The following is a 19,526-nucleotide window of genomic DNA, read 5'->3' as shown; positions in this document are numbered from 1 at the left end:
GGTGTCGACCTTGTCGGTGGAGACCTCGAGCAATGGCTCGTCGACCTCGACGGTGTCACCGACGGACTTCAGCCACTGGGTAATCGTGCCTTCGGTTACAGATTCGCCCAGTTCGGGCATCACAACAGAGTGTGCCATAAGTGTTAAGACTCCTCGAAAGTTGGAATTAGTGAAACGCTAGTGATTGATTCTACAGCGTGTTTATAAAAGCTGCGCATGGGTGGGGTGAATTGGGGCAACCTCCGCACGAAGAAGCCGAAGGTGGCCTCCGGTAGGCTAAAGAGCCATGTTCAACCCCTTCCGCCGCAATAGCTCTAAGTCCCAACTGCGCCCGCCCCGCGCGCCGGGGGAGACCATTCGCGCAGAAGACGCTCAGGAGCTCCAAGCTTGGGCGCAGGGGCGGGCTTATATTGAGGCATTTGTGGAGCCGGAGACCGTGGTCAACGAGATGTCGGTCGTCGTGGTTGATGAAAGCGGCGCCTTCATCCGCCGCCGCATTGGTGGACCCAAAGGGATTGACGCGGTGGCCAAGCTTCTGCGCTGCGATGTGTATGACGTCGAAGAGACTGGCTATCCCCAGCGCATGCGCGAGCGCATCGAGCGAGAGCGCATTCTGCGCAAGCGGGAGGAGCAGCGCGAGCGCCGCGAACGCTTTGAGCAGCGCCAGCAGCAGAATCAACAGGGCGATAGCTAAACAGCCACAACGTCTGTTGCTTATTCGCTAACGATGGTGGCGCCTGCCTTGGCCAGTTCCTCCAGGGCGGCAGCGCCGCGGGCCTCGTCGACGGGCGCGCAGTAGTCCGCCAAAACCCGCACGGTGAAGCCTTCCTGAAGGGCGTCGGCAGCCGTCGCGCGCACGCAGTGGTCGGTGGCAATGCCAACGATGTCCACGGCGGTGACGTTGTGCTCACGCAGCCACTCTGCCAGGGGAACACCGTCGGCCGCGCCCTCGAAGCCCGAGTAGGCGGCGGTGTACTCACCCTTCTTGAAGTAGGCCTGGGCGGGTGCGATGGCCTCGTGCATGGCGGCGCCATAAGAATCGGCGACGCAGTGGGTGGGCCAGGTATCAACGAAGTCGGGATTCTCGGAGAAGTGGGTGCCTGGATCGATATGCCAATCCTGTGTGGCTACGACAGTTTCATAGGAGGCTTGGAGAGCGCCAATGCGCTCAGCAACTTCGTTGCCGCGTTCGGTGCCGAGGGCTCCGCCGGGGCAAAAATCATGTTGGACATCGACAATGATGAGTGCAGGTGTCATACGGGGCAATTCTATACCCTGGGAAGCGATGAAAACACCGATTCCTTTTTATTTACAGAAAATCTTAGATGGCGTTCACGATCATGATTCCGGAGAAGTCGCGGACTATATCCCGGAACTAGCCAGCGCAAACCCAGACCAGTTGGGCGTTGCTCTGTGCTCTGTGACAGGCCACCTGTATAGCGCCGGTGACGCGGAAAACCGCTTCACCATCCAATCCATTTCAAAACCATTCGTCTACGCCCTCGCTTTGAGTGAGCTGGGCTTGGACGCGGTGCGTGATGTCGTCGGCCTCGAGCCCTCTGGACAGGCTTTCAACGAGCTTTCCCTCGCCAAGGATCATCGCCCTGTGAACCCGATGATTAACGCCGGTGCCATCGTGGTCAACCAGCTCATCAACGGCGTGGACTCCAGCGTGGAGGACCGCGTGGAAAAGATTCGCGCCTTCATATCCCAATTGGCGGGGCGCGAGGTGGACGTCGACAAGCGCCTGTGTGACTCCGAACTTGAGCATGCCGAGCGTAACCTCTCCCTCGCACACATGCTGCGCTCCTATGGCATCATTCAGGACGATGCTCACGACGCCGTACTGTCCTATACCTCGCAGTGCGCGCTGTCGGTCGATGTGCGCGACCTTTCTGTCATGACCGCGACCTTGGCCAATGGTGGGCGCCAGCCGGTAACAGGAGAGAAGATTTTAGACGCCGATGTTTGCCGCATGACCCTGGCGGTGATGAGCTCTTGCGGCATGTACGACGGCGCTGGGCGCTGGATGACGGAAGTAGGAATCCCCGCGAAGTCCGGCGTATCCGGCGGTCTCATCGGTACCCTGCCGGGCCAGATTGGTGTGGCGACGTTCTCTCCGCGCCTCGATGAGCAGGGAAATAGCGTGCGCGGCACCGCAATTTTCCGCGAGCTTTCCTCGGACATGGGTCTGCACCTGATGTCCACAGAGAACCGCTTCGGTGTGCACCCAGTACGCAGCGTTGATGAAGATGAGGAGACGGCGATCATCCGCCTGCAGGGTCATATCAACTTCACCGCCACGGAAGCCATCCTCCACGAGCTGGAGGAGCGCCAGTTCTCCGGCAAGCGCTTGGCCTTGGACTTCTCCCAGGTCTCTGGGCTGCACAAGGTGGGCCGGCGCATGCTCAAGGAAGGCCTGCGCCGCCTGCGTGAGGAAGACAACGAGGTCGCGCTTGTCGACGATGACGGGCTCGTCACCGACCGCGCCATGTCAGATGGCACCGTCCTCCCGCTGGCGGACAAGGAGGACTACGTCATCGCCGGCGAAGAAGTGTGAGCGGCCTAAAGCCGCTCACACGAAGGGCCGAATTGACGACGCTCTGATCTAGGCTTCTGCGATCTCGCGCAGCGCTGCCACCACGGTGCGCACCGGCACACCGGTAGCGCGCTTCGGGGTGTAGCCGCGCGGGGCGGAACCATTCCAGGACGGGCCGGCGATATCGATGTGGGCCCACTCGATGCCCTCGCCCACGAACTGCTTGAGGTATGTACCGGCGAATTCCATGCCGCCCTCACGCTTAGCGTTGATGTTGCGGATGTCCGCGGCCTGGGACTTGATCTCCTCGTCGTGCTCTTCCAGCAGCGGCATGGCCCAGGCGCTCTCACCCACCTCGCGGCCGATTTCGGCCAGGCGATCGCGGAAAACCTCGGAGCCCATGATGCCGGAGGTGCGCGAACCCAGCGCCACGATCTGTGCGCCGGTAAGGGTTGCGGTCTCAATGAGGTAGTCCGGCTTATCCTCGCTGGCGCGGGCGATGGCGTCCGACAGCACGAGGCGGCCCTCAGCGTCGGTGTTGAGGACCTCGGAGGTCAGGCCGCCGTAGTGGGTAATGACATCGCCCGGGCGGGTGGCACCAGAGCCCGGCATGTTCTCCGCCAGCGGCAGGGTAGCGGTGATCTGAACCGGCAGCTTCAACTTGGCCGCAGCGATGATGGTGGCCGCCATGGCAGCGGAGCCGCCCATATCCGAAATCATGTCCCACATGCCATTGCCCGGCTTCAAGGAAATACCGCCGGTATCGAAGGTGATGCCCTTACCCACGAGGGCCACGTGCTTCTTGGCCTTCTTGGGCTTCCAGCTCAGGCGTACCAAGCGCGGTGGGCGGGCCGAGCCCTTGCCCACGGCCAAGATTCCGCCGAAGCCCTGCTTCTCCAGCTGCTTTTCATCGAGAACCTCGACGTCAAGACCAGCCTCCTTGGCCTGGCCGGAAAGGAAGTTGGCGTAGGACTCCGGGTAAAGCTCGTTGGCGGGGGCATTGACCAGGTCGCGGGCGAGCAAGACAGACTCGGCCACGGTGCGGGCTGCCTCGAATTCCTCGGAGACAGACTTATCGGCCACGACCACGAAGGTGGCGGGCTGTTCCTTGTCCTTGAGATCGGTGGAGCGGATTCCGCGGTAGGCATAGCCGCCGAGGATGAGTCCCTCAACGGCGGCCGTAACGCCGAAGTCCGCCAACGTGGTCACGATGGTGCCCACGCCCGCAGTAGCGCGAGCGGCGCTGCCGGCGGCGCGGCGCAGAGCTTCATCGTCGAGCGCCTCAACGTCACCCAAACCCAGCGCGATGACCTGGGCGGCACCTGCCTTCTGTGGGGCAGGAACCTTCACGAGCTCCCCGGCCTTACCCGTCGCGCCCACGGCGGCGAGAGCCTCATACGTCGAGCGCAGCGCGGAGGAACCGAGCAGAGAGGTACCCGGCACCTCGAGCCCCTCCTCACCAGCAAAGGTAGCGATGAGCAGGGCGTCCGCCTGCTTGGGGGCCTTCTTGGCCAACTCAACGGTGGGGAATAAGCCGCGTGCGGGCAGTTCGAACGTGGAAGAAGCCACGATGTCCTCCTTGAGAAAATGACAATGGGATACTCCTCACACCCTACCCGTGTCCATGACGTGGAACGCGGAAGGGCAATGTGCACGAAGACTGACTATGTCACTCGGTATTTCGCTTGGGCATTTCTGCACTTCTATAGGTGTCTGGGGAGTACGCTGTGAGGCATGTTGAATTACACCGTGACGCGAACTGATAACCCCACCTCCCCGGAGCGCCTGCAGGAGATTCTGGCGAACCCGGGCTTTGGTAAGTACTTCACCGACCACATGGTGACGATTGACTGGACTGAGGACAAGGGGTGGCACGACGCGCAGGTGCGCCCTTACTCGCCGTTCAGTATGGACCCGGCCTCTACCGTCTTCCACTATGGCCAGGCCATCTTCGAGGGCATCAAGGCTTACCGCCAGCCTGACGGCAGCATCGCCACCTTCCGCCCAGAGCAGAACGCGCAGCGTCTGCAAGCCTCTGCTGAGCGCATGGCAATGCCGCAGCTGCCAGAGGAGGAGTTCATTGAATCCCTGCGCCAGCTTGTCGACGTCGACCAGGCCTGGGTCCCCGAGGCTGGCGGCGAGGCAGCCCTGTACTTCCGCCCCTTCATGATCGCTACTGATGTCTCCCTGGGCGTGCACCCGGCGCATTCTTACCGCTATGTCGTCATCGCCTCCCCGGCGGGCGCGTATTTCTCCGGTGGTATCAAGCCGGTGTCCGTCTGGCTGTCCACCGACTATGTACGCGCCGCTCCCGGCGGCACCGGTGCAGCGAAATTCGCCGGCAACTACGCGGCTTCGCTGCTCGCGCAGGCGCAGGCAGCGGAGAAGGGCTGCGACCAGGTGGTGTGGCTGGACGCTATCGAGCGCACCTATATCGAGGAAATGGGTGGCATGAACCTCGCCTTCGTCTACGGCGAAGAGGGAAACCAGACCCTGGTCACCCCAGAGCTGTCGGGCTCGCTGCTGCCGGGTATTACCCGTAAGTCTCTGCTGCAGGTGGCCGAAGACATGGGGCTGAAGGTGGAAGAACGCCGCATCACCTACAAGGAGTGGGAGCAGGACGTTGCCTCCGGCGCCATGGTGGAGGCCTTTGCCTGCGGAACCGCAGCCGTTATTACCCCGGTGGGCCACGTTATGGGCACCGATACCGACTTCCACATCAACAACGATGAGGCCGGTGCCACGACGATGGCGCTGCGCGAGCGCCTCACCGGCATCCAGCGCGGGTCCGTGGAGGATACCCACGGCTGGCTGCACACGCTGGTTGAAGCTAAATAAGTGGGCTGCCTAGGCGAGCTCGGCGGCCAGCTGCACCAGCGGCAAGGCCGCGAGCGCGCCGAGGGGGAAACCTTCACTCAGGTTTAAATCAAGCAGTGGGTTAAGCCCCAGCTCCTTGAGAGCGAGGGCGTGTGACGGTTCGGGGGTGGTGGTTCCCGCGCGAAGCCAGCCCTTCACACCGGGCGCAGTGCGCTCGGCTAGGACGGCGGCGGTGGCTGCCAGGGGGCCGTCGATAAGCATCGGCGTTCGCCGCGCCGTGGCCTGCGCGATGAAGCTCACCAACGCCGCGAGAGCCGGGGAACCGATGGTCTGCACGACCTCCCAGCCCTCTAGGTTGCGGGCACGGAACATGGAGTCGCGCACAACGCTCACGCGGGCCTTCCACATCGCATCCGTGATACCGCTGGCGAGAGTATTCGTTCCCACGATCGCTACCGGTTCGGTGTGGGTGATCCGGCCCATAACACTGGTGGCCACGGTCTCCGTGTCGATTCCACAAGCGGACGCGATGAGCAGGTCGGCGCCGGAATCGATCTCCCGATCTGCCGTGGTCATGCCTAGGCTGAGGAAGGACTCGCACTCCGCAGGGGACATGGCGGTAGTGCTGTCGTACGGTTCAGAGTTTTCGGAGTCGCCGCTGGTGCACTCGACGAAGTCGATGCCCGCCCCTGCCCGCTGTGCAGCGCTGAGGAGATTATCGCGCCACCGTTCCTCATCAGTGGGGGAATGCTGCGTGATACCCACGCCGTCGACAGTGCGTTCGGCAGTGGGCCGGGCGTCTTCAAAGACGATGGCCCGGGGCCGCTCAAGAGGTGTGGCCTGCGGAGAATCCTGCGCTGCCGCCAGCCATGCAGCAATCTCTGCCATGCGGTTTGGTTGAGCTGCGGTTGAAGGGCGCAGCTGGGGAACCGCGGTGAATTCAGGCATGTGTCCTCCGGCTTAGACGGTAGCTCCGCGCTCCACCTGCGGACGCGGCGTGCGCCACTTGCGCGGTTGGGAGGCGCGGGAGTACGCGTAGAACCCTAGACCAAAACCGGCCTCGGTGGTGCCGGGGAACTTCAGGCGCACTGCGTTGTTGCACTTACGCGCGAGCCAGAATCCCTCGACAGCGAAGACTACGATGACCGCCATGGCGCCAATCGAGATGATCTGGGACAGGCGCGGGTCCCGGGTGCTGACGAACATGAGCACCAGCAGCACGATGGCAAAGGGCATGACCCACTCGTTAATGAAGCGGTGGGAATCTACCCAATCGCGCACGTAGCGGCGGACCTCGCCCTTATCGCGGGCGAGGAGGTAGCGCTCGTCACCAGCGGCCATGCGCTCCTGTGCCACCTTGTTGCGCTCGCGGGACTCTTGGCGCTCCTTGCGCTTATATTCCTTCCACTCTGCCTTAGACATGGAAGCCTTGAGTTCCTTGCGGTGCTGGTAGCGCTGCGCGTCCGACATTCCCCGGGGATCACGCTTGACGCCGCGGGCGATTTCCTGCGCATCACGCTTAGGCGTGGGGCGGCCTTTCGGCGGCGTGTAGCCCTTGCGGTGCGGTTTCTCGGCGGCGGGTTGCTCTTCCGGCGCCGGGGTGCGCTCGGCGGGGGAAGAAGTCTTGTCATCTTTTTGCCACGGAAGTTTCACGCTGTTTAGCGTACAAGGTCGCGCGGACATAACGGGAATAGGCCCGCGGGAGATAGCGTTGTGGTCAGGGAACAGGGCACCAGTGAACCACTAGTGAACTGTGAGGCATCCTTTCTTCCTCTTGTATGAGGGGGTAGGGTGGGCTCCAGAAAAAATTCCGTAAACATAAGAGGAGAAATCATGACCGCTCCCGCGTCTGCAACCGGAGTAATCCTGACCGAGGCCGCTGCGGCCAAGGCAAAGTCCCTGCTTGATCAGGAAGGCCGCGATGATCTGTCACTGCGCATTGCTGTCCAGCCGGGCGGCTGCGCGGGCTTGCGCTACCAGCTTTACTTCGATGACCGCACCCTGGATGGTGACAAGGTGGACTCCATTGGCGGCGTCAACCTCGTCGTAGACAAGATGTCCATCCCCTACCTCACTGGCGCCAAGATCGATTTTTCCGACACCATTGAGGCCCAGGGCTTTACCATCGATAACCCCAACGCTGGCGGTTCCTGCGCTTGCGGTGACTCCTTCAATTAAAGTCACATAGACGATATGTCGAAGCCCTCGCCATATGGCGAGGGCTTCATTTTTATTCTCTATTTTATTAGAGCTTCACGGGGTAATCGCGCTGCTCAATCTTCGGGTCGATGCGCTCTTCCACGAAGATGCCATGCCAAATCATGAAGGACAGCACCGTCCACAGGCGGCGGGAGTGATCGGAGATTCCGTCACGGTGCTCCTTGAGCATCTCCAGAACTTCCTTCTTGTTGAAGATGTCCTCGGTCTGAGACTCCGTGATCTGATCCTGGGCCCATCCATAAAGCTCATCGCCGGCCAACCAGTGGCGCATAGGAACCGGGAAGCCCAGCTTCTTGCGGTGCAGTACGTGCGGCGGGACAATCTGCTCCATGGCTTTGCGCAGCGCGTACTTGGTGGTGCCGTGCGAAATCTTGAGGTCGTAGGGGATAGTTTCCGCGACCTTGAATACTTCCTTGTCCAGGAAAGGAACGCGCAGCTCGAGGGAGTTGGCCATGTTCATCTTGTCGGCCTTGACCAAAATATCGCCGCGCATCCACGTAAACAGGTCGAGGTGCTGCATGCGGGCTACCGGGTCAAAGTCTTGGGACTGCGCATAAATCGGAGCGGTAACCTCGCGGTGGTCCCACTCCGGCTTGGCCCACGGGAGCACCCGCTGGAGTTGCTCGAAGTTGAAGGAGCGGGCGTTGCCGTAGTAGCGCTCTTCCATGGTCATGGAACCGCGGTTGAGCAGGGACTTGCCCTTCATTCCCTCGGGGAGGACCTGTGAGAGGTTGCCTAAGCCGCGGCGCAACGGGGAGGGGATCTTCTCGAACGGAGCTAGCGAGAGCGGCTCCTTATAGATGGTGTAGCCACCAAAAAGCTCGTCGGCACCTTCACCAGACAGCACTACCTTGACGTGCTTACGGGCTTCCTGGGCCACGAAGTACAAGGGGACAAGAGAGGGATCTGCCACGGGGTTGTCCAGGTACCACATGATCTTCGGAACAGCCTCGGCGTATTCCTCGGGGGAGACAATCTTAACGATGTGCTCGACACCAATGGCGGCGGCAGACTCGGCCGCGACGTCGACCTCGGAGTAGCCTTCGCGCTCGAATCCGGTGGTGAAGGTGAGGAGGTCCGGGTTGTGGCGCTTGGCCAAGGCTGCGATGGCGGTGGAGTCAATGCCGCCGGAGAGGAAGGAACCGACGGTCACATCGGCACGCATGTGCTTCTCGACGCTATCCTCCAATGCCCGCGCAATCCTATCGAAGAGCTTCTGCTCCTCGCCCTGCTTCACAGGTTGAATGGGGAAGCGGGGCTTGAAGTAGCGCTCCGATACAACTTTTTCGCCAGGGCGAAGCGTTACGGTGCAGCCAGACTCGACGCGGCGAATAGTGGCGTGGAGGGACTCCGGCTCAGGCACGTATTGCAAGTCCACATAGTGCTCGATGGCGCGCTTATCAAGGCTGAGATCTAGACCCAGCGAATCGGCCATCGACAGGATGCACTTCATTTCAGAGGCGAAAACGGTGCCGGCGTCGGTGGTGGCGTAGTAGAGGGGCTTGATGCCAAACTGGTCGCGCGCGGCGAACATGGTCCGAGTTTCGGTATCCCAGATGACGAAACCGAACATGCCGCGCAGGTGCTCGACAACGTCCTTGCCCCAATGGTGGTAGCCGACGGCGATGGGTTCGCCATCGCCTTCAGTATTGAAGGTATAGCCGGCGGCACTAAGCTCTTCGCGCAGCTCCACGTAGTTATAAATCTCGCCATTGAAGGTGAGGGCATAGCGCTCGGGGTTGTCTTCAGGGCCCCAGCGAAGCGGCTGGTTTGAGTGTTCTAGATCGATAATGGATAGACGGTTAAAGCCGAAGGCTGCATCCTCGTCATGCCAGGTGCCAGCAGCGTCGGGGCCGCGGTGGCGCATGCACTGGAGGGATTGCTCGAGGGCCTCCAGGTGCTGGGCGGCATTGCGATCGGCGCTCAGTAGCGCGCAGAGTCCGCACATATACTTGCTTCTCCTTATATATCAAGCTTCATCTTTGACACACTTTACGGCCGGATCTGGAGGATCTGCGAACCCCGCGCCGCGCTCCCCGTTAGGGTGCGAACTTTCGGATGATGTACAGCTATGTGCTCTGTGAATTGGGTCATAGCGGGTAGGGGGAGGGTGGGGTAGTCGGTGTGACCTTGTGCAGGTGGGCCGGTAACATCCCGTACGTTCACTATTTATAGAGCGGAGCCAGCGTCTAATCAGTCCAGTGAAAAGGTCTGAAATTCAGGCAGGATCCTCTATCCTGATTGGGTAGGAATGCTCTGTGAGTATTCGAGAAGTTTGTGTGCACAGAAAGGCAGAACACACGTGGGACAGCGTAAGCAACGCAACCTCGGCCGTAAGGCGGGCCTAGCGGGCGTCATCGCTCTGGGCGGTCTAGCTCTGGCGGGTTGTGACGTCGCAGCACCGACGGCCGTTGAGAACCTCCTTGGTATGGGTTGGCCGAAGGGCGTGACCCCTGAGGCGACCTCGATGTACAACTTCTGGATCTGGGTCTGGGTTGCTGCATGGATCATCGGTTTCATTATGTGGGGTCTGTTCCTCACCGCTATCTTCCGCTGGAATGCGAAGAAGGCTGAGAAGGCTGGTAAGGGCGAGTTCCCCAAGCAGCTGCAGTACAACGTGCCGCTGGAGATGGCTCTGACCATCATTCCGATTCTCATCATTATGGGCCTGTTCTTCTTCACGGTTCAGGCACAGCAGAAGGTGACGGCATTGGATAAGAACCCTGAGGTTACCGTCGATGTCACGGCTTTCCAGTGGAACTGGAAGTTCGGTTACGCCGAGAACAAGGTTGATGGCGAGAACTACGATGGTGCCGATGCTGAGCGCCAGAAGCTCGCTGAGGAATCTTCCATGGATCCGGAGGGTACTGAGAACCCGAACCCGATCCACGGTAAGTCCATGGGCGATATCTCTTACCTCAACTTCAACAAGATTGAGACCGTTGGTACCACCGAAGAGGTTCCGGTGCTGGTTCTGCCGGTAGACACCCCGATTGAGTTCCGCCTCGCCTCCGGCGATGTTTCCCACTCCTTCTGGGTTCCGGAGTTCCTGTTTAAGCGCGATGCTTACGCACACCCGGAGAACAACTCTCAGGAGCGTCGCTTCCAGGTAGAGAAGATTGAGGAAAAGGGCGCCTTCGTTGGTCGCTGTGCTGAGATGTGCGGTACCTACCACGCCATGATGAACTTTGAGATTCGCGTCGTTGACCGCGCAGACTTCAACGAGTACCTCAAGTTCCGTGAGGAGAACCCGCAGGCAACCAACGCCGAGGCTCTCGAGCACATCGGTGAAGAGCCCTACGCAGTTACCACCGCTCCGTTCAACTCTCTGCGCGACACCCGCGATGCCGACAACTTTGTCGACACCGCTGAGGCGGCATAAGAAAAGGAACTGATAGAAAATGCGTGCAACATCTAAGGTCTTTTATTCCATCGCGACCTACCTCTTCGTGTCGCTCATCGTCTACATCATTGGCGTTAACTACGTCAAGGATGATGGCTACATGTACGGCACCGAGTGGGTCGGCATCGTGGGCATGGTCCTCGCTATGCTGCTCTGCCTCATGCTGGGTGGCTACCTGCACTTCACCGATAACCGTTCCGACATCGCGCCGGAAGATTGGGAAGAAGCGGAGACTGAAGACGCAGCTGGTATTCTCGGCTTCTTCTCTCCCAGCTCCATCTGGCCGCTGTGCATGACCGGTTCAATCGCAGTTCTTGGTCTAGGCATTATCTTCCTCTACTTCTGGATGATCATCTTGGGCGCAGTCCTGCTCGTCACCTCCGTGACCGGCCTGTCTCTGCAGTATGGCCTTCCGAAGGAAAAGCACTAAGGCTTAACCTTTTCTGCCGCGCTTTCTAGCGTCACGACTTCTCAAGCCTCCGCCACACCTCGTGGCGGAGGTTTTGTCGTTGATAAGACTGCGTCGTACTGCGTTGCGGAAAGTTCCCAACAAGTCGAAAAAATATCGCTATGGGTGGGGCGCTGGGGGAAGCAGGCGGCCGCCGAAAGCGTGTACCTGGAGGTCTGGGCTTAGAATTCCAGCACGTTAACGGCCATTTTTACGGGGGTCAACCGAAAGTTGCAGTCCTGCACTTTCGCCTATGGGGGTGGGTGTGATTTATCTCATTAGGGAAGGACCGCCCCGTGCCGGATTGCGGGCGAACCGTACCTCTTCTTGTCCTGTTGCTGGCTTCACAACATGCGTTGCCAAGACTCACTACCTGCAGGGATGGGGCGTCGTAAAGCGCGCTAAAAAGTTCCCGACTACTTCCTGGAAGATTTATAGTTCCTGTCCGGGGTGAAAACTGTGAAGGTCTAGGTCGTGGCCTCAAAAAAATCGGGGGGAAATGAGATGACTTATGCGGTCAGACCAGCCATACTGTTAGGCGTGACGAGCGTAGTTTCTAACCAAGGTATGGCAGCACCACGTGTTGCCGCGCTGAACCGACCCAACATGGTCAGCGTCGGCACCATCGTGTTCCTGTCTCAGGAATTGATGTTCTTTGCTGGACTGTTCGCGATGTGGTTCACCTCGCGTGCGAACGGCCAGGAGGGTGACTGGGCAGAGCACACGGCGCACATCAACGTGCCCATGGGCTTCCTCATTACGAGTGTCCTGGTTCTTTCCTCCGTGACCTCTCAGTTCGGCGTGTTTGCAGCAGAAAGGGGTGACGTTTACAAGCTCCGACTCTGGTACTCGGTAACCATCGCGTTGGGTGTTGTCTTCTTGGGCATCATGGCGTTCGAGTGGACAGAGTTGATCATGGCAGGTCTCACTGTTCAGTCCAGTGTCTTCGGATCGGTCTTCTACATCCTGACCGGTTTCCACGCGGCACACGTGACTGCGGGTCTGATCGCCTTCGGAATTATCTTGGCGCGCATTGCTCGCTCCAAGTTCACGCCTGCACAGGCCACCGCGGCAATGGCAGTGTCTTACTACTGGCACTTCGTTGACGTTGTGTGGATTGGCGTGTTCGTAGTCATCTACCTAGTTCAGTAGGCCGTAGTCGCCGGAGAATAGCCGGCCTACAGTCATTCATCTCCATGTACGAGTTATCTAAAGGAAAATGATGGATAACATCCAGCAGCCCGCCGCAGTGGAAGACACCGCTGCCGCGGCTAAGAAGACCCGCCGTCGCCGCAAGGCGAGGCGCACGCTTGCTGGCGTCTTTGCATTGAGCATCGGGCTCACTGGCGCAGGTGTCTTGGCTTCCGCCCTGACCCCTGACGCACAGGTGGCCACCGCCGCAAAGGATGACCAGGCACTCGTTCAAGAGGGCAAGGACATCTACGAAGTCGCTTGTATCACCTGCCACGGTGCGAACCTGCAGGGTATCCAGGACCGTGGTCCTTCCCTCGTTGGTATTGGCGCCGGCTCCGTGTACTTCCAGGTTCACTCCGGCCGTATGCCGATGATGTCCAACGACGCTCAGGCTGAGCGCAAGACTCCGCGCTACACCGAGCAGCAGACCCTGGCGCTTGCCGCCTACGTCGCTGCCAACGGTGGCGGTGCCGACATCGTCTACGACGAGGATGGCTCCGTTGCGCAGGAGTCCCTGCGTGGCGCTAACTACAACGGCCAGATCCAGGCCGAGGACGTAGCAAAGGGCTCCGAGCTCTTCCGTATGAACTGCGCGTCCTGCCACAACTTCACCGGTAGGGGAGGCGCTCTTTCCTCCGGTAAGTTCGCGCCGCCGCTCGACCCGGCCAACGAGCAGGAGATCTACCAGGCAATGCTGACCGGTCCGCAGAACATGCCTAAGTTCTCTGACCGTCAGCTGACCGCAGATGAGAAGAAGGACATCATCGCCTACCTCAAGTCTGCGAAGGAAACCCCGTCTCCGGCTGGTTGGTCGCTCGGCGGCCTCGGTCCGGTGGCTGAGGGCCTGGCAATGTGGATCATCGGCATCAGCCTTCTGTGCGTTGCCGCTATGTGGATTGGATCTCGCTCATGAGTAACGTAAAGAAGAATTACTCTCGTAAAGAGCTCGATGCTATGAGCAACGACGAGCTCGCAGCGCTCGGTACCGAGCTGGATGATGTCACCGTCGCATTCCGCAAGGAGCGCTTCCCAGTCGAGGGCGATCCCGCTGAGAAGCGCGCTGCTGGCAATGTCACCTTCTGGCTGATCATCTCCGTCCTGATGGGTATCGCTTTCCTCGGCGTGTACCTCTTCTGGCCGTGGGAGTACAAGATGTTGGGTGAGGATGGCCTGTGGTGGCACACCCTGTACACCCCGCTGCTTGGCCTGACCTCTGGTCTGTGCATCCTGGGCCTGGGCTTTGCCATTGTTCAGTACGTCAAGAAGATTCTCCCCGAGGAGATTTCCGTTCAGCGTCGTCACGATGGCCCCTCTGATGAGGTTGACCGTCGCACGCTGACCGCGCTGCTGAATGATTCCTGGACCACCTCGACTCTGGGTCGTCGTAAGACCATCAAGGGTCTGCTCGGTGGTGCCGGCGTTCTCTTCGGCCTGACCGTTATCGCTCCGCTCGGCGGCGCTATCAACAACCCGTGGAAGAAGCGCCACGACTTGGACTACACCGGTGATGGCACCCTGTGGACCTCCGGCTGGACCATGCACGAGAAGGGCGTCAAGCTCTATCTCGCTCGCGACACCGGTACCATCGCAGAGATGCACGAGGGTGAGTCCGGCTCTCACTACACCACGCGCGGCGTCACCCGCCTGGTGCGTGTTCGCCCGGAGGATCTCGCTGCCGGTGGTATGGAGACTGTCTTCCCGCTGGCTGCTGAGGATGTCAATGATGGTGCGGAGTACTCCGAGGACAAGGACGTCTACACCAACCACATGCACTCCATCCATGGCAACCGTAACGCCGTGATGCTCATCCGCCTGCGCAACGATGACGCCAAGAAGGCCATCGAGCGCAAGGGACAGGAAGACTTCCACTACGGCGATTACTACGCCTACTCCAAGATTTGTACCCACATTGGTTGCCCGACCTCGTTGTACGAGGCTCAGACCAACCGCATTCTTTGCCCGTGCCACCAGTCGCAGTTCGATGCTCTGCACTACGGCAAGCCGGTCTTCGGCCCGGCCGCCCGTGCGCTGCCGCAGCTGCCGATTGACGTGGACGAAGAGGGCTACCTCATTGCTAAGGGCAACTTCATCGAGCCCGTCGGACCTGCATTCTGGGAGCGTAAGTCATAATGAGTAACAAACTTGCACAGATGGGTAACAACATGGACGAGCGGTACTCCGCTGCCGGCGTCCTGCGTACCCAGCTCAACAAAGTCTTTCCCACTCACTGGTCCTTCATGCTCGGTGAGATGGCACTGTACAGCTTCATCATCTTGGTGCTGACCGGCATCTACTTGGCGCTGTTCTTCGATCCTTCCATCACGAAGGTCATCTACGACGGCGGCTACACTCCGCTGAACGGCGTCGAGATGTCCCGTGCTTATGCAACGGCTCTGGATATTTCCTTTGAGGTGCGCGGCGGCCTGTTCGTTCGCCAGATGCACCACTGGGCAGCACTCATGTTCATGATGTCCATGATTGCCCACATGCTGCGTATTTTCTTCACCGGTGCGTTCCGCCGCCCGCGTGAGGCCAACTGGATTATCGGTTGCGCTCTGATCCTGCTGGGCATGGTCGAGGGCTTCCTCGGTTACTCCCTTCCGGATGACCTGCTCTCCGGTGTTGGTCTGCGAATCATGTCCGCCATCATCCTGGGTCTGCCGATTATCGGTACCTGGCTGCACTGGGCCATCTTCGGTGGCGACTTCCCGTCCGACCTGATGCTGGACCGCTTCTACATCCTGCACGTGCTGGTTATCCCGGGCATCATCCTGGGTCTCATCGCAGCGCACCTCATCATGGTCTGGTTCCAGAAGCACACCCAGTTCCCTGGACCGGGTCGCGCTGAGAACAACGTTGTCGGTGTCCGCATTATGCCGGTCTTCGCCACGAAGGCCATCGGCATGGGCATGATGGTTGCCGGCGTGCTGGCTCTTATCTCCGGTCTGATGACGATTAACGCCATCTGGAACCTTGGCCCGTACAACCCGTCCCAGGTCTCCGCTGGTTCCCAGCCGGATATCTACATGCTGTGGACTGACGGTGTTGCTCGTGTCATGCCGGCATGGGAGCTCTACATCGGCAACTACACCATTCCGTCTGCATTCTGGGTCGCACTGCTCTGTGGCCTGATGGTTGTCCTGCTCTTCGCCTACCCCTTCATTGAGAAGAAGCTGACGGGCGACGACGCTCACCACAACCTTCTGCAGCGCCCGCGTGACGTTCCGGTTCGCTCCGCTATCGGTGCGGCTGCCATCGTCTTCTTCCTGCTGGTAACGCTGTCTGGTGGTAACGACCACGTGGCACACTTCTTCCAGATCTCGCTGAATGCGATGACCTGGGTTGGCCGTATCGGTCTGATTGTCCTGCCGCCGATTGCATACTTCATGACCTACCGCATCTGCGTTGGTCTGCAGCGCTCCGACCGCGAGGTGCTGGAGCACGGTATTGAGACCGGCGTTATTAAGCAGCTGCCGAACGGTGCCTTCATCGAGGTTCACCAGCCGCTCGGCCCGGTCGATGACCACGGCCACCCGATTCCGCTCGAGTACGCTGGCGCCCAGGTTCCGAAGCAGCTTAACCAGCTTGGTCTGGCTGACTCCGAAACGCAGGGTATCTTCTCCACCGATGACCCGGCCATCGTGTCCCGCGTCAACGAGATTCGCCACGAGAACCACGCTGAGGAGACGGAGATGTTCCGTCAGCTCAACGAGGCTAACCGTCGCGATGACGAGGAGAATGGCCGCATCTAGCGCCTTCACTCACTGAAACACGCTCACAGAGCCCGCACCGCCTTCCGAATAATAGGGAAGGGTGCGGGCTTTCAGCGTTTTATTGTTTGAGGTGTATTAGGTGAAGTCTCGTCAGGCTTTTCCTTACCGCCCCCCGAAAGGCATGTGCGGTCTTCCGCTTGCTTGGCTTCCCTCAAGCTGTGATCTCCACGAAGTAAGTGGGGTAGGGGGCCTTCTATCTGTGCGTGTGTAGCGCGGGTAGAGCGTGACCTATATAGAGCAGTGAGTCTCGTCCATGCGATGGACGGGACGCTTTCTCATTCTTGCCGCTTATGCGGGCCGCTGGCGGGTGCTAGTAGGGCTAGAGGGCCGTTGAGCCCTTTTGCATTCCCTAATCTGTTCTTTCGGCGATACCGTCGCGCGAGATAGAGCGCGGGGCGTCGGACGGAAGAGTTTCAAGGGAAAAGTTCGCGCCAACTACTGAGTCAAGCGGCAAGCCCCGGCGTTCATTATTCTCTTCGGCTTCGCGCGTTCTTAGTAGTTGATTTCGAATGGAACGCTGAGTCCCTTGATTATCGTCGCTGCGTTGAGCGTCCTGCTGACTGGACAGTGTGCTTCCCGTGCTTCTCTCTATATATATGGCTACTGTTGCATCAGCGTTGTTCGCTAGTGATGGGAGGCGGAATGCGTGCGGGCCTGGGAGGGCGGATTTCCTTCTGCGATTAGTGTCGTTTGAAGCTCGGATGAGAGTTGGTGGTGGGTCAAATGGGGCTTTTGTTAAAGCGCATTACGGCGGTGTGACGAAGGTTACACAGCCAGTTTTGTGGAGCTTTTCTGTTGGCGTAGTGTGGCAATGGTCTGGGGGGCTGCGCGTGTTCCTGAGGCCCTGATGTCGCTGCTCAGGGCAAGCTTCCGGCGATAGTTATTGTGCATTGGAGTGGAAGAATTTTGCACTATGTCGTTTAGGTTGCCATTTGATAACAGGACGGTAACGGAGTCGGTTTTGCGTTTCTGACTCGACATTGCTTGTGATGGTTTCGTAACCTATTCGAGACATTGAGTTACCGACACGGTGTACACATCACCGGTGCTCAATACGAACTGAAGATTTAAGCGCCGCGTCTGGCCCCTCCTAAAAATTCGGGGGCCGAGTGGAGATGGCTCTACAGGAATGGGTCATCGTCGAACACTAGGCCCGTCCCTTGGGTCAGAGCTTTCATCCGCGTTGCAGAGAAGATAAACGCAAGGTTGTCCTCTTGGCGGAGAAAAGTAGGCGCGCAGGAAGATTTGGAGTTTAAATTCGTGGCTAAGCACCGTCGTCAGGGCAACCTGAACACCCGTCGCATTGCATCCACCGCTGCTATCGCAGCAACCGCAGCGGTTGTCACCCCGGCAGCCGCCAACGCCGCCGAGGTTGTCGTTCCGAACACCGACATCCGCTTCGACGTTGCCGGCCTGGAGAGTGTCCCGAACATTCAGCAGCTGCCGAACGTTGACCGCTACATCCCGGCTTTCAAGGCTAACCAGGGTGGCGGCTACGCCGCTGCTGTTGAGACCCCGGCCGCCGCAGCCCCGGCCCCGGCACCGTCCCAGTCTGTTGGTGAGAAGGTGCTCGCAGCCGCTCGTTCCGCAATCGGTTCCCCGTACGTCTACGGTGCTAATGGTCCGAGCGCCTTCGATTGCTCTGGTCTGACATCCTGGGCCTACCAGCAGGCTGGCGTGTCCATCCCGCGCACCTCCCAGGCGCAGGCTTCCGCCGGTACCCCGGTGTCCCTCGATGCGCTGCAGCCGGGCGACATCATCGTGTACTACTCCGGTGCATCCCACGTCGGCATCTACGCTGGCAATGGCACCATCATTGACGCTCTGAACTCCGGCACCCCGGTGGGCGAGCGTTCCCTGCACTACATGCCGATTCACTCCGCAGTTCGCTTCTAAGCGCGCTGGGTAGTCTTTTCAACCCCTTCCGCTGCTCTTGCCATGTTGATGGTGAGGGTAGGGAAGGGGCTCGGCTATTCTTGTAGCCGTTATGTTTTTGCTCGACTGAGGGTATGATCCAGTCAGCTATTAACCTTCTCTAAGTTTCGGGGGGTACCCATGTCGCGTCGTGGCCTTGCGTGTGCGGTCGCTGCACTTGCCTTGAGCACCGTTCCAGTAGCCGTCCTTTCACCATCGGCTATGTCCCAGGAGGTTTCTCCGGAGCAGCAAGAAAGCACCCCGCAAGCGCAGGAGCCTGAAGATCTCCCTGGCCTCATTGAGCGTATGGCGGACGTCGCCCAGCGCGTGTCTGCCAAGGGTGAAGAGGTCAAGGGGCTTGAGGATGAGCTCGCCGAGTCGGAGAAGGCCATTGAAGAGTTGGACCGCAAGGCCGAGGAAGCGCACCGCAGTTCCGAGGACGCCTCCGCGGCGGTAGCTGCGCAACAGGAACGCATCGATGCGCTCGCGCAAAAGCGTTATCGCAGGAATGCTGCATCGACCTCAGTTTCGGCTGCTCTTAACGCCAATGACGTCGCCAGCGCGGTCGAGCGCATGGGCTACCTGGGCGCGTTGTCCAAGGCTGCGAAACGTGAAGAAGTTGCGATGGTAGCTGCCTCTGCCGCCGCAGATGATGCGCACCAGGAAGCTGTCGATGCTGCCGCGGAAGCCCGCCGCAAGCGTGATGAATTGCAGGAACAGCGGGATACTGTTCTCAAGGAAAAGGCCGAGCTGGAGGAACAACAGAAGGAACTAGAAGTCACCGTTGATGGCCTCAGCCCCGAAGCGCGGGAGGCGTGGATCCAGCACTTCGGCGGGTCTTCCGGTCTTGACTTAGCCGCGTTGGCTGATGGCTCTGGCTCCGCCGCCGTCGAGGCCGCTCTTACCCGCATCGGCGCTCCCTATGGGTGGGGTGCTACCGGTCCCGATGCCTTTGACTGTTCGGGTCTCATGGTGTGGAGCTACCAACAGATGGGCAAGAGCATTCCACGTACCTCCCAGGCGCAGCTTGCCGGTGGCACTCCAGTGCCGATGGATCAGCTGCAGCCAGGGGACATCGTGGGCTACTATCCCGGCGTGACCCACGTGGGAATGTATATCGGGGATGGCCAAGTGGTTCACGCCTCCACCTATGGTGTGCCCGTGGCCGTGGTGCCGCTTAATTCCATGCCCGTCCAAGGCGCCGTTCGTTACTAGGTT

18 protein-coding genes are annotated in these 19,526 nt (G+C 59.8%); 12 read left to right on the top strand and 6 right to left on the bottom strand.

Features of this window, described 5'->3' with window-relative positions:
- A partial coding sequence (locus HMPREF2896_RS12540; protein WP_371325891.1) for a biotin/lipoyl-containing protein occupies positions 1–138 on the bottom strand: 138 nt, incomplete at its 3' end.
- A 148-nt stretch (positions 139–286) separates the two neighbouring features.
- Here HMPREF2896_RS12540 and HMPREF2896_RS10780 point away from each other — a divergent pair.
- Complete coding sequence (locus tag HMPREF2896_RS10780; protein ID WP_010190593.1) at positions 287–694, top strand: hypothetical protein; 408 nt, start codon at positions 287–289, stop codon at positions 692–694.
- A 20-nt stretch (positions 695–714) separates the two neighbouring features.
- Here the strand turns inward: HMPREF2896_RS10780 and HMPREF2896_RS10775 are convergent, their stop codons facing one another.
- On the bottom strand, positions 715–1,257 hold the full coding sequence (locus tag HMPREF2896_RS10775) for an isochorismatase family protein (protein WP_070719502.1): 543 nt from the start codon (positions 1,255–1,257) through the stop codon (positions 715–717).
- Positions 1,258–1,285: 28 nt separating this feature from the next.
- Between HMPREF2896_RS10775 and HMPREF2896_RS10770 the strand changes: the two genes are divergently transcribed.
- Positions 1,286–2,560, top strand: coding sequence for a glutaminase (locus HMPREF2896_RS10770; protein WP_070719501.1), 1,275 nt, complete (start codon positions 1,286–1,288; stop codon positions 2,558–2,560).
- Positions 2,561–2,608: 48 nt separating this feature from the next.
- Here the strand turns inward: HMPREF2896_RS10770 and HMPREF2896_RS10765 are convergent, their stop codons facing one another.
- The gene (locus HMPREF2896_RS10765; RefSeq protein ID WP_070719500.1) at positions 2,609–4,108 is read right to left on the bottom strand and encodes a leucyl aminopeptidase; all 1,500 of its coding nucleotides are present in this window, start codon (positions 4,106–4,108) and stop codon (positions 2,609–2,611) included.
- 165 nt (positions 4,109–4,273) lie between these two features.
- Between HMPREF2896_RS10765 and HMPREF2896_RS10760 the strand changes: the two genes are divergently transcribed.
- Positions 4,274–5,377 (top strand): branched-chain amino acid aminotransferase, encoded by a 1,104-nt coding sequence (locus HMPREF2896_RS10760; RefSeq protein ID WP_070719499.1) that lies wholly within the window; start codon positions 4,274–4,276, stop codon positions 5,375–5,377.
- Positions 5,378–5,386: 9 nt separating this feature from the next.
- Here the strand turns inward: HMPREF2896_RS10760 and HMPREF2896_RS10755 are convergent, their stop codons facing one another.
- Positions 5,387–6,304: a nicotinate-nucleotide--dimethylbenzimidazole phosphoribosyltransferase gene (locus HMPREF2896_RS10755; RefSeq protein WP_070719498.1), complete on the bottom strand. Its 918-nt coding sequence runs from the start codon at positions 6,302–6,304 to the stop codon at positions 5,387–5,389.
- Positions 6,305–6,316: 12 nt separating this feature from the next.
- The gene (locus HMPREF2896_RS10750; RefSeq protein WP_070719497.1) at positions 6,317–7,009 is read right to left on the bottom strand and encodes a DUF3043 domain-containing protein; all 693 of its coding nucleotides are present in this window, start codon (positions 7,007–7,009) and stop codon (positions 6,317–6,319) included.
- A gap of 180 nt (positions 7,010–7,189) precedes the next feature.
- Between HMPREF2896_RS10750 and HMPREF2896_RS10745 the strand changes: the two genes are divergently transcribed.
- Positions 7,190–7,534: a HesB/IscA family protein gene (locus HMPREF2896_RS10745; RefSeq protein WP_010190580.1), complete on the top strand. Its 345-nt coding sequence runs from the start codon at positions 7,190–7,192 to the stop codon at positions 7,532–7,534.
- A 67-nt stretch (positions 7,535–7,601) separates the two neighbouring features.
- Here HMPREF2896_RS10745 and asnB read toward each other — a convergent pair whose 3' ends face one another.
- Complete coding sequence (gene asnB, locus HMPREF2896_RS10740; protein WP_070719496.1) at positions 7,602–9,524, bottom strand: asparagine synthase (glutamine-hydrolyzing); 1,923 nt, start codon at positions 9,522–9,524, stop codon at positions 7,602–7,604.
- Between the two features lie 354 nt (positions 9,525–9,878).
- On the opposite strand from asnB, the gene HMPREF2896_RS10735 reads away from it, so the two are divergent.
- The 8 genes from HMPREF2896_RS10735 (at position 9,879) to HMPREF2896_RS10700 (ending at position 19,523) form a co-directional block, all read left to right on the top strand.
- Positions 9,879–10,958: an aa3-type cytochrome oxidase subunit II gene (locus tag HMPREF2896_RS10735; RefSeq protein WP_070445204.1), complete on the top strand. Its 1,080-nt coding sequence runs from the start codon at positions 9,879–9,881 to the stop codon at positions 10,956–10,958.
- 19 nt (positions 10,959–10,977) lie between these two features.
- Positions 10,978–11,409 (top strand): aa3-type cytochrome oxidase subunit IV, encoded by a 432-nt coding sequence (locus HMPREF2896_RS10730; protein WP_070445207.1) that lies wholly within the window; start codon positions 10,978–10,980, stop codon positions 11,407–11,409.
- Between the two features lie 585 nt (positions 11,410–11,994).
- Positions 11,995–12,579, top strand: a complete 585-nt coding sequence (locus HMPREF2896_RS10725) for an aa3-type cytochrome oxidase subunit III (protein WP_010190575.1) — start codon at positions 11,995–11,997, stop codon at positions 12,577–12,579.
- Positions 12,580–12,646: 67 nt separating this feature from the next.
- Positions 12,647–13,534 carry a cytochrome bc1 complex diheme cytochrome c subunit gene (locus HMPREF2896_RS10720; RefSeq protein WP_070719495.1) on the top strand — a complete coding sequence of 296 codons (888 nt, stop codon included), beginning with the start codon at positions 12,647–12,649 and terminating at the stop codon, positions 13,532–13,534.
- Positions 13,531–14,751 (top strand): cytochrome bc1 complex Rieske iron-sulfur subunit, encoded by a 1,221-nt coding sequence (locus HMPREF2896_RS10715; protein ID WP_070445210.1) that lies wholly within the window; start codon positions 13,531–13,533, stop codon positions 14,749–14,751. Before HMPREF2896_RS10720 ends, HMPREF2896_RS10715 begins: the two co-directional genes overlap by 4 nt.
- Complete coding sequence (locus HMPREF2896_RS10710) at positions 14,751–16,373, top strand: cytochrome bc1 complex cytochrome b subunit (protein WP_070445213.1); 1,623 nt, start codon at positions 14,751–14,753, stop codon at positions 16,371–16,373. The genes HMPREF2896_RS10715 and HMPREF2896_RS10710 overlap by 1 nt, the downstream gene beginning before the upstream one ends.
- 1,281 nt (positions 16,374–17,654) lie before the next feature.
- The gene (locus HMPREF2896_RS10705) at positions 17,655–18,290 is read left to right on the top strand and encodes a C40 family peptidase (protein ID WP_070445698.1); all 636 of its coding nucleotides are present in this window, start codon (positions 17,655–17,657) and stop codon (positions 18,288–18,290) included.
- A gap of 159 nt (positions 18,291–18,449) precedes the next feature.
- Complete coding sequence (locus HMPREF2896_RS10700; RefSeq protein WP_070643663.1) at positions 18,450–19,523, top strand: C40 family peptidase; 1,074 nt, start codon at positions 18,450–18,452, stop codon at positions 19,521–19,523.
- Positions 19,524–19,526 lie beyond the last annotated feature (3 nt).

Source organism: Corynebacterium sp. HMSC069E04, assembly GCF_001813175.1.
Lineage (GTDB): Bacteria > Actinomycetota > Actinomycetes > Mycobacteriales > Mycobacteriaceae > Corynebacterium > Corynebacterium aurimucosum.
The sequence above is the reverse complement of the archived record's forward strand: the minus strand, read 5'-3'. Positions and strand labels throughout refer to the sequence as shown.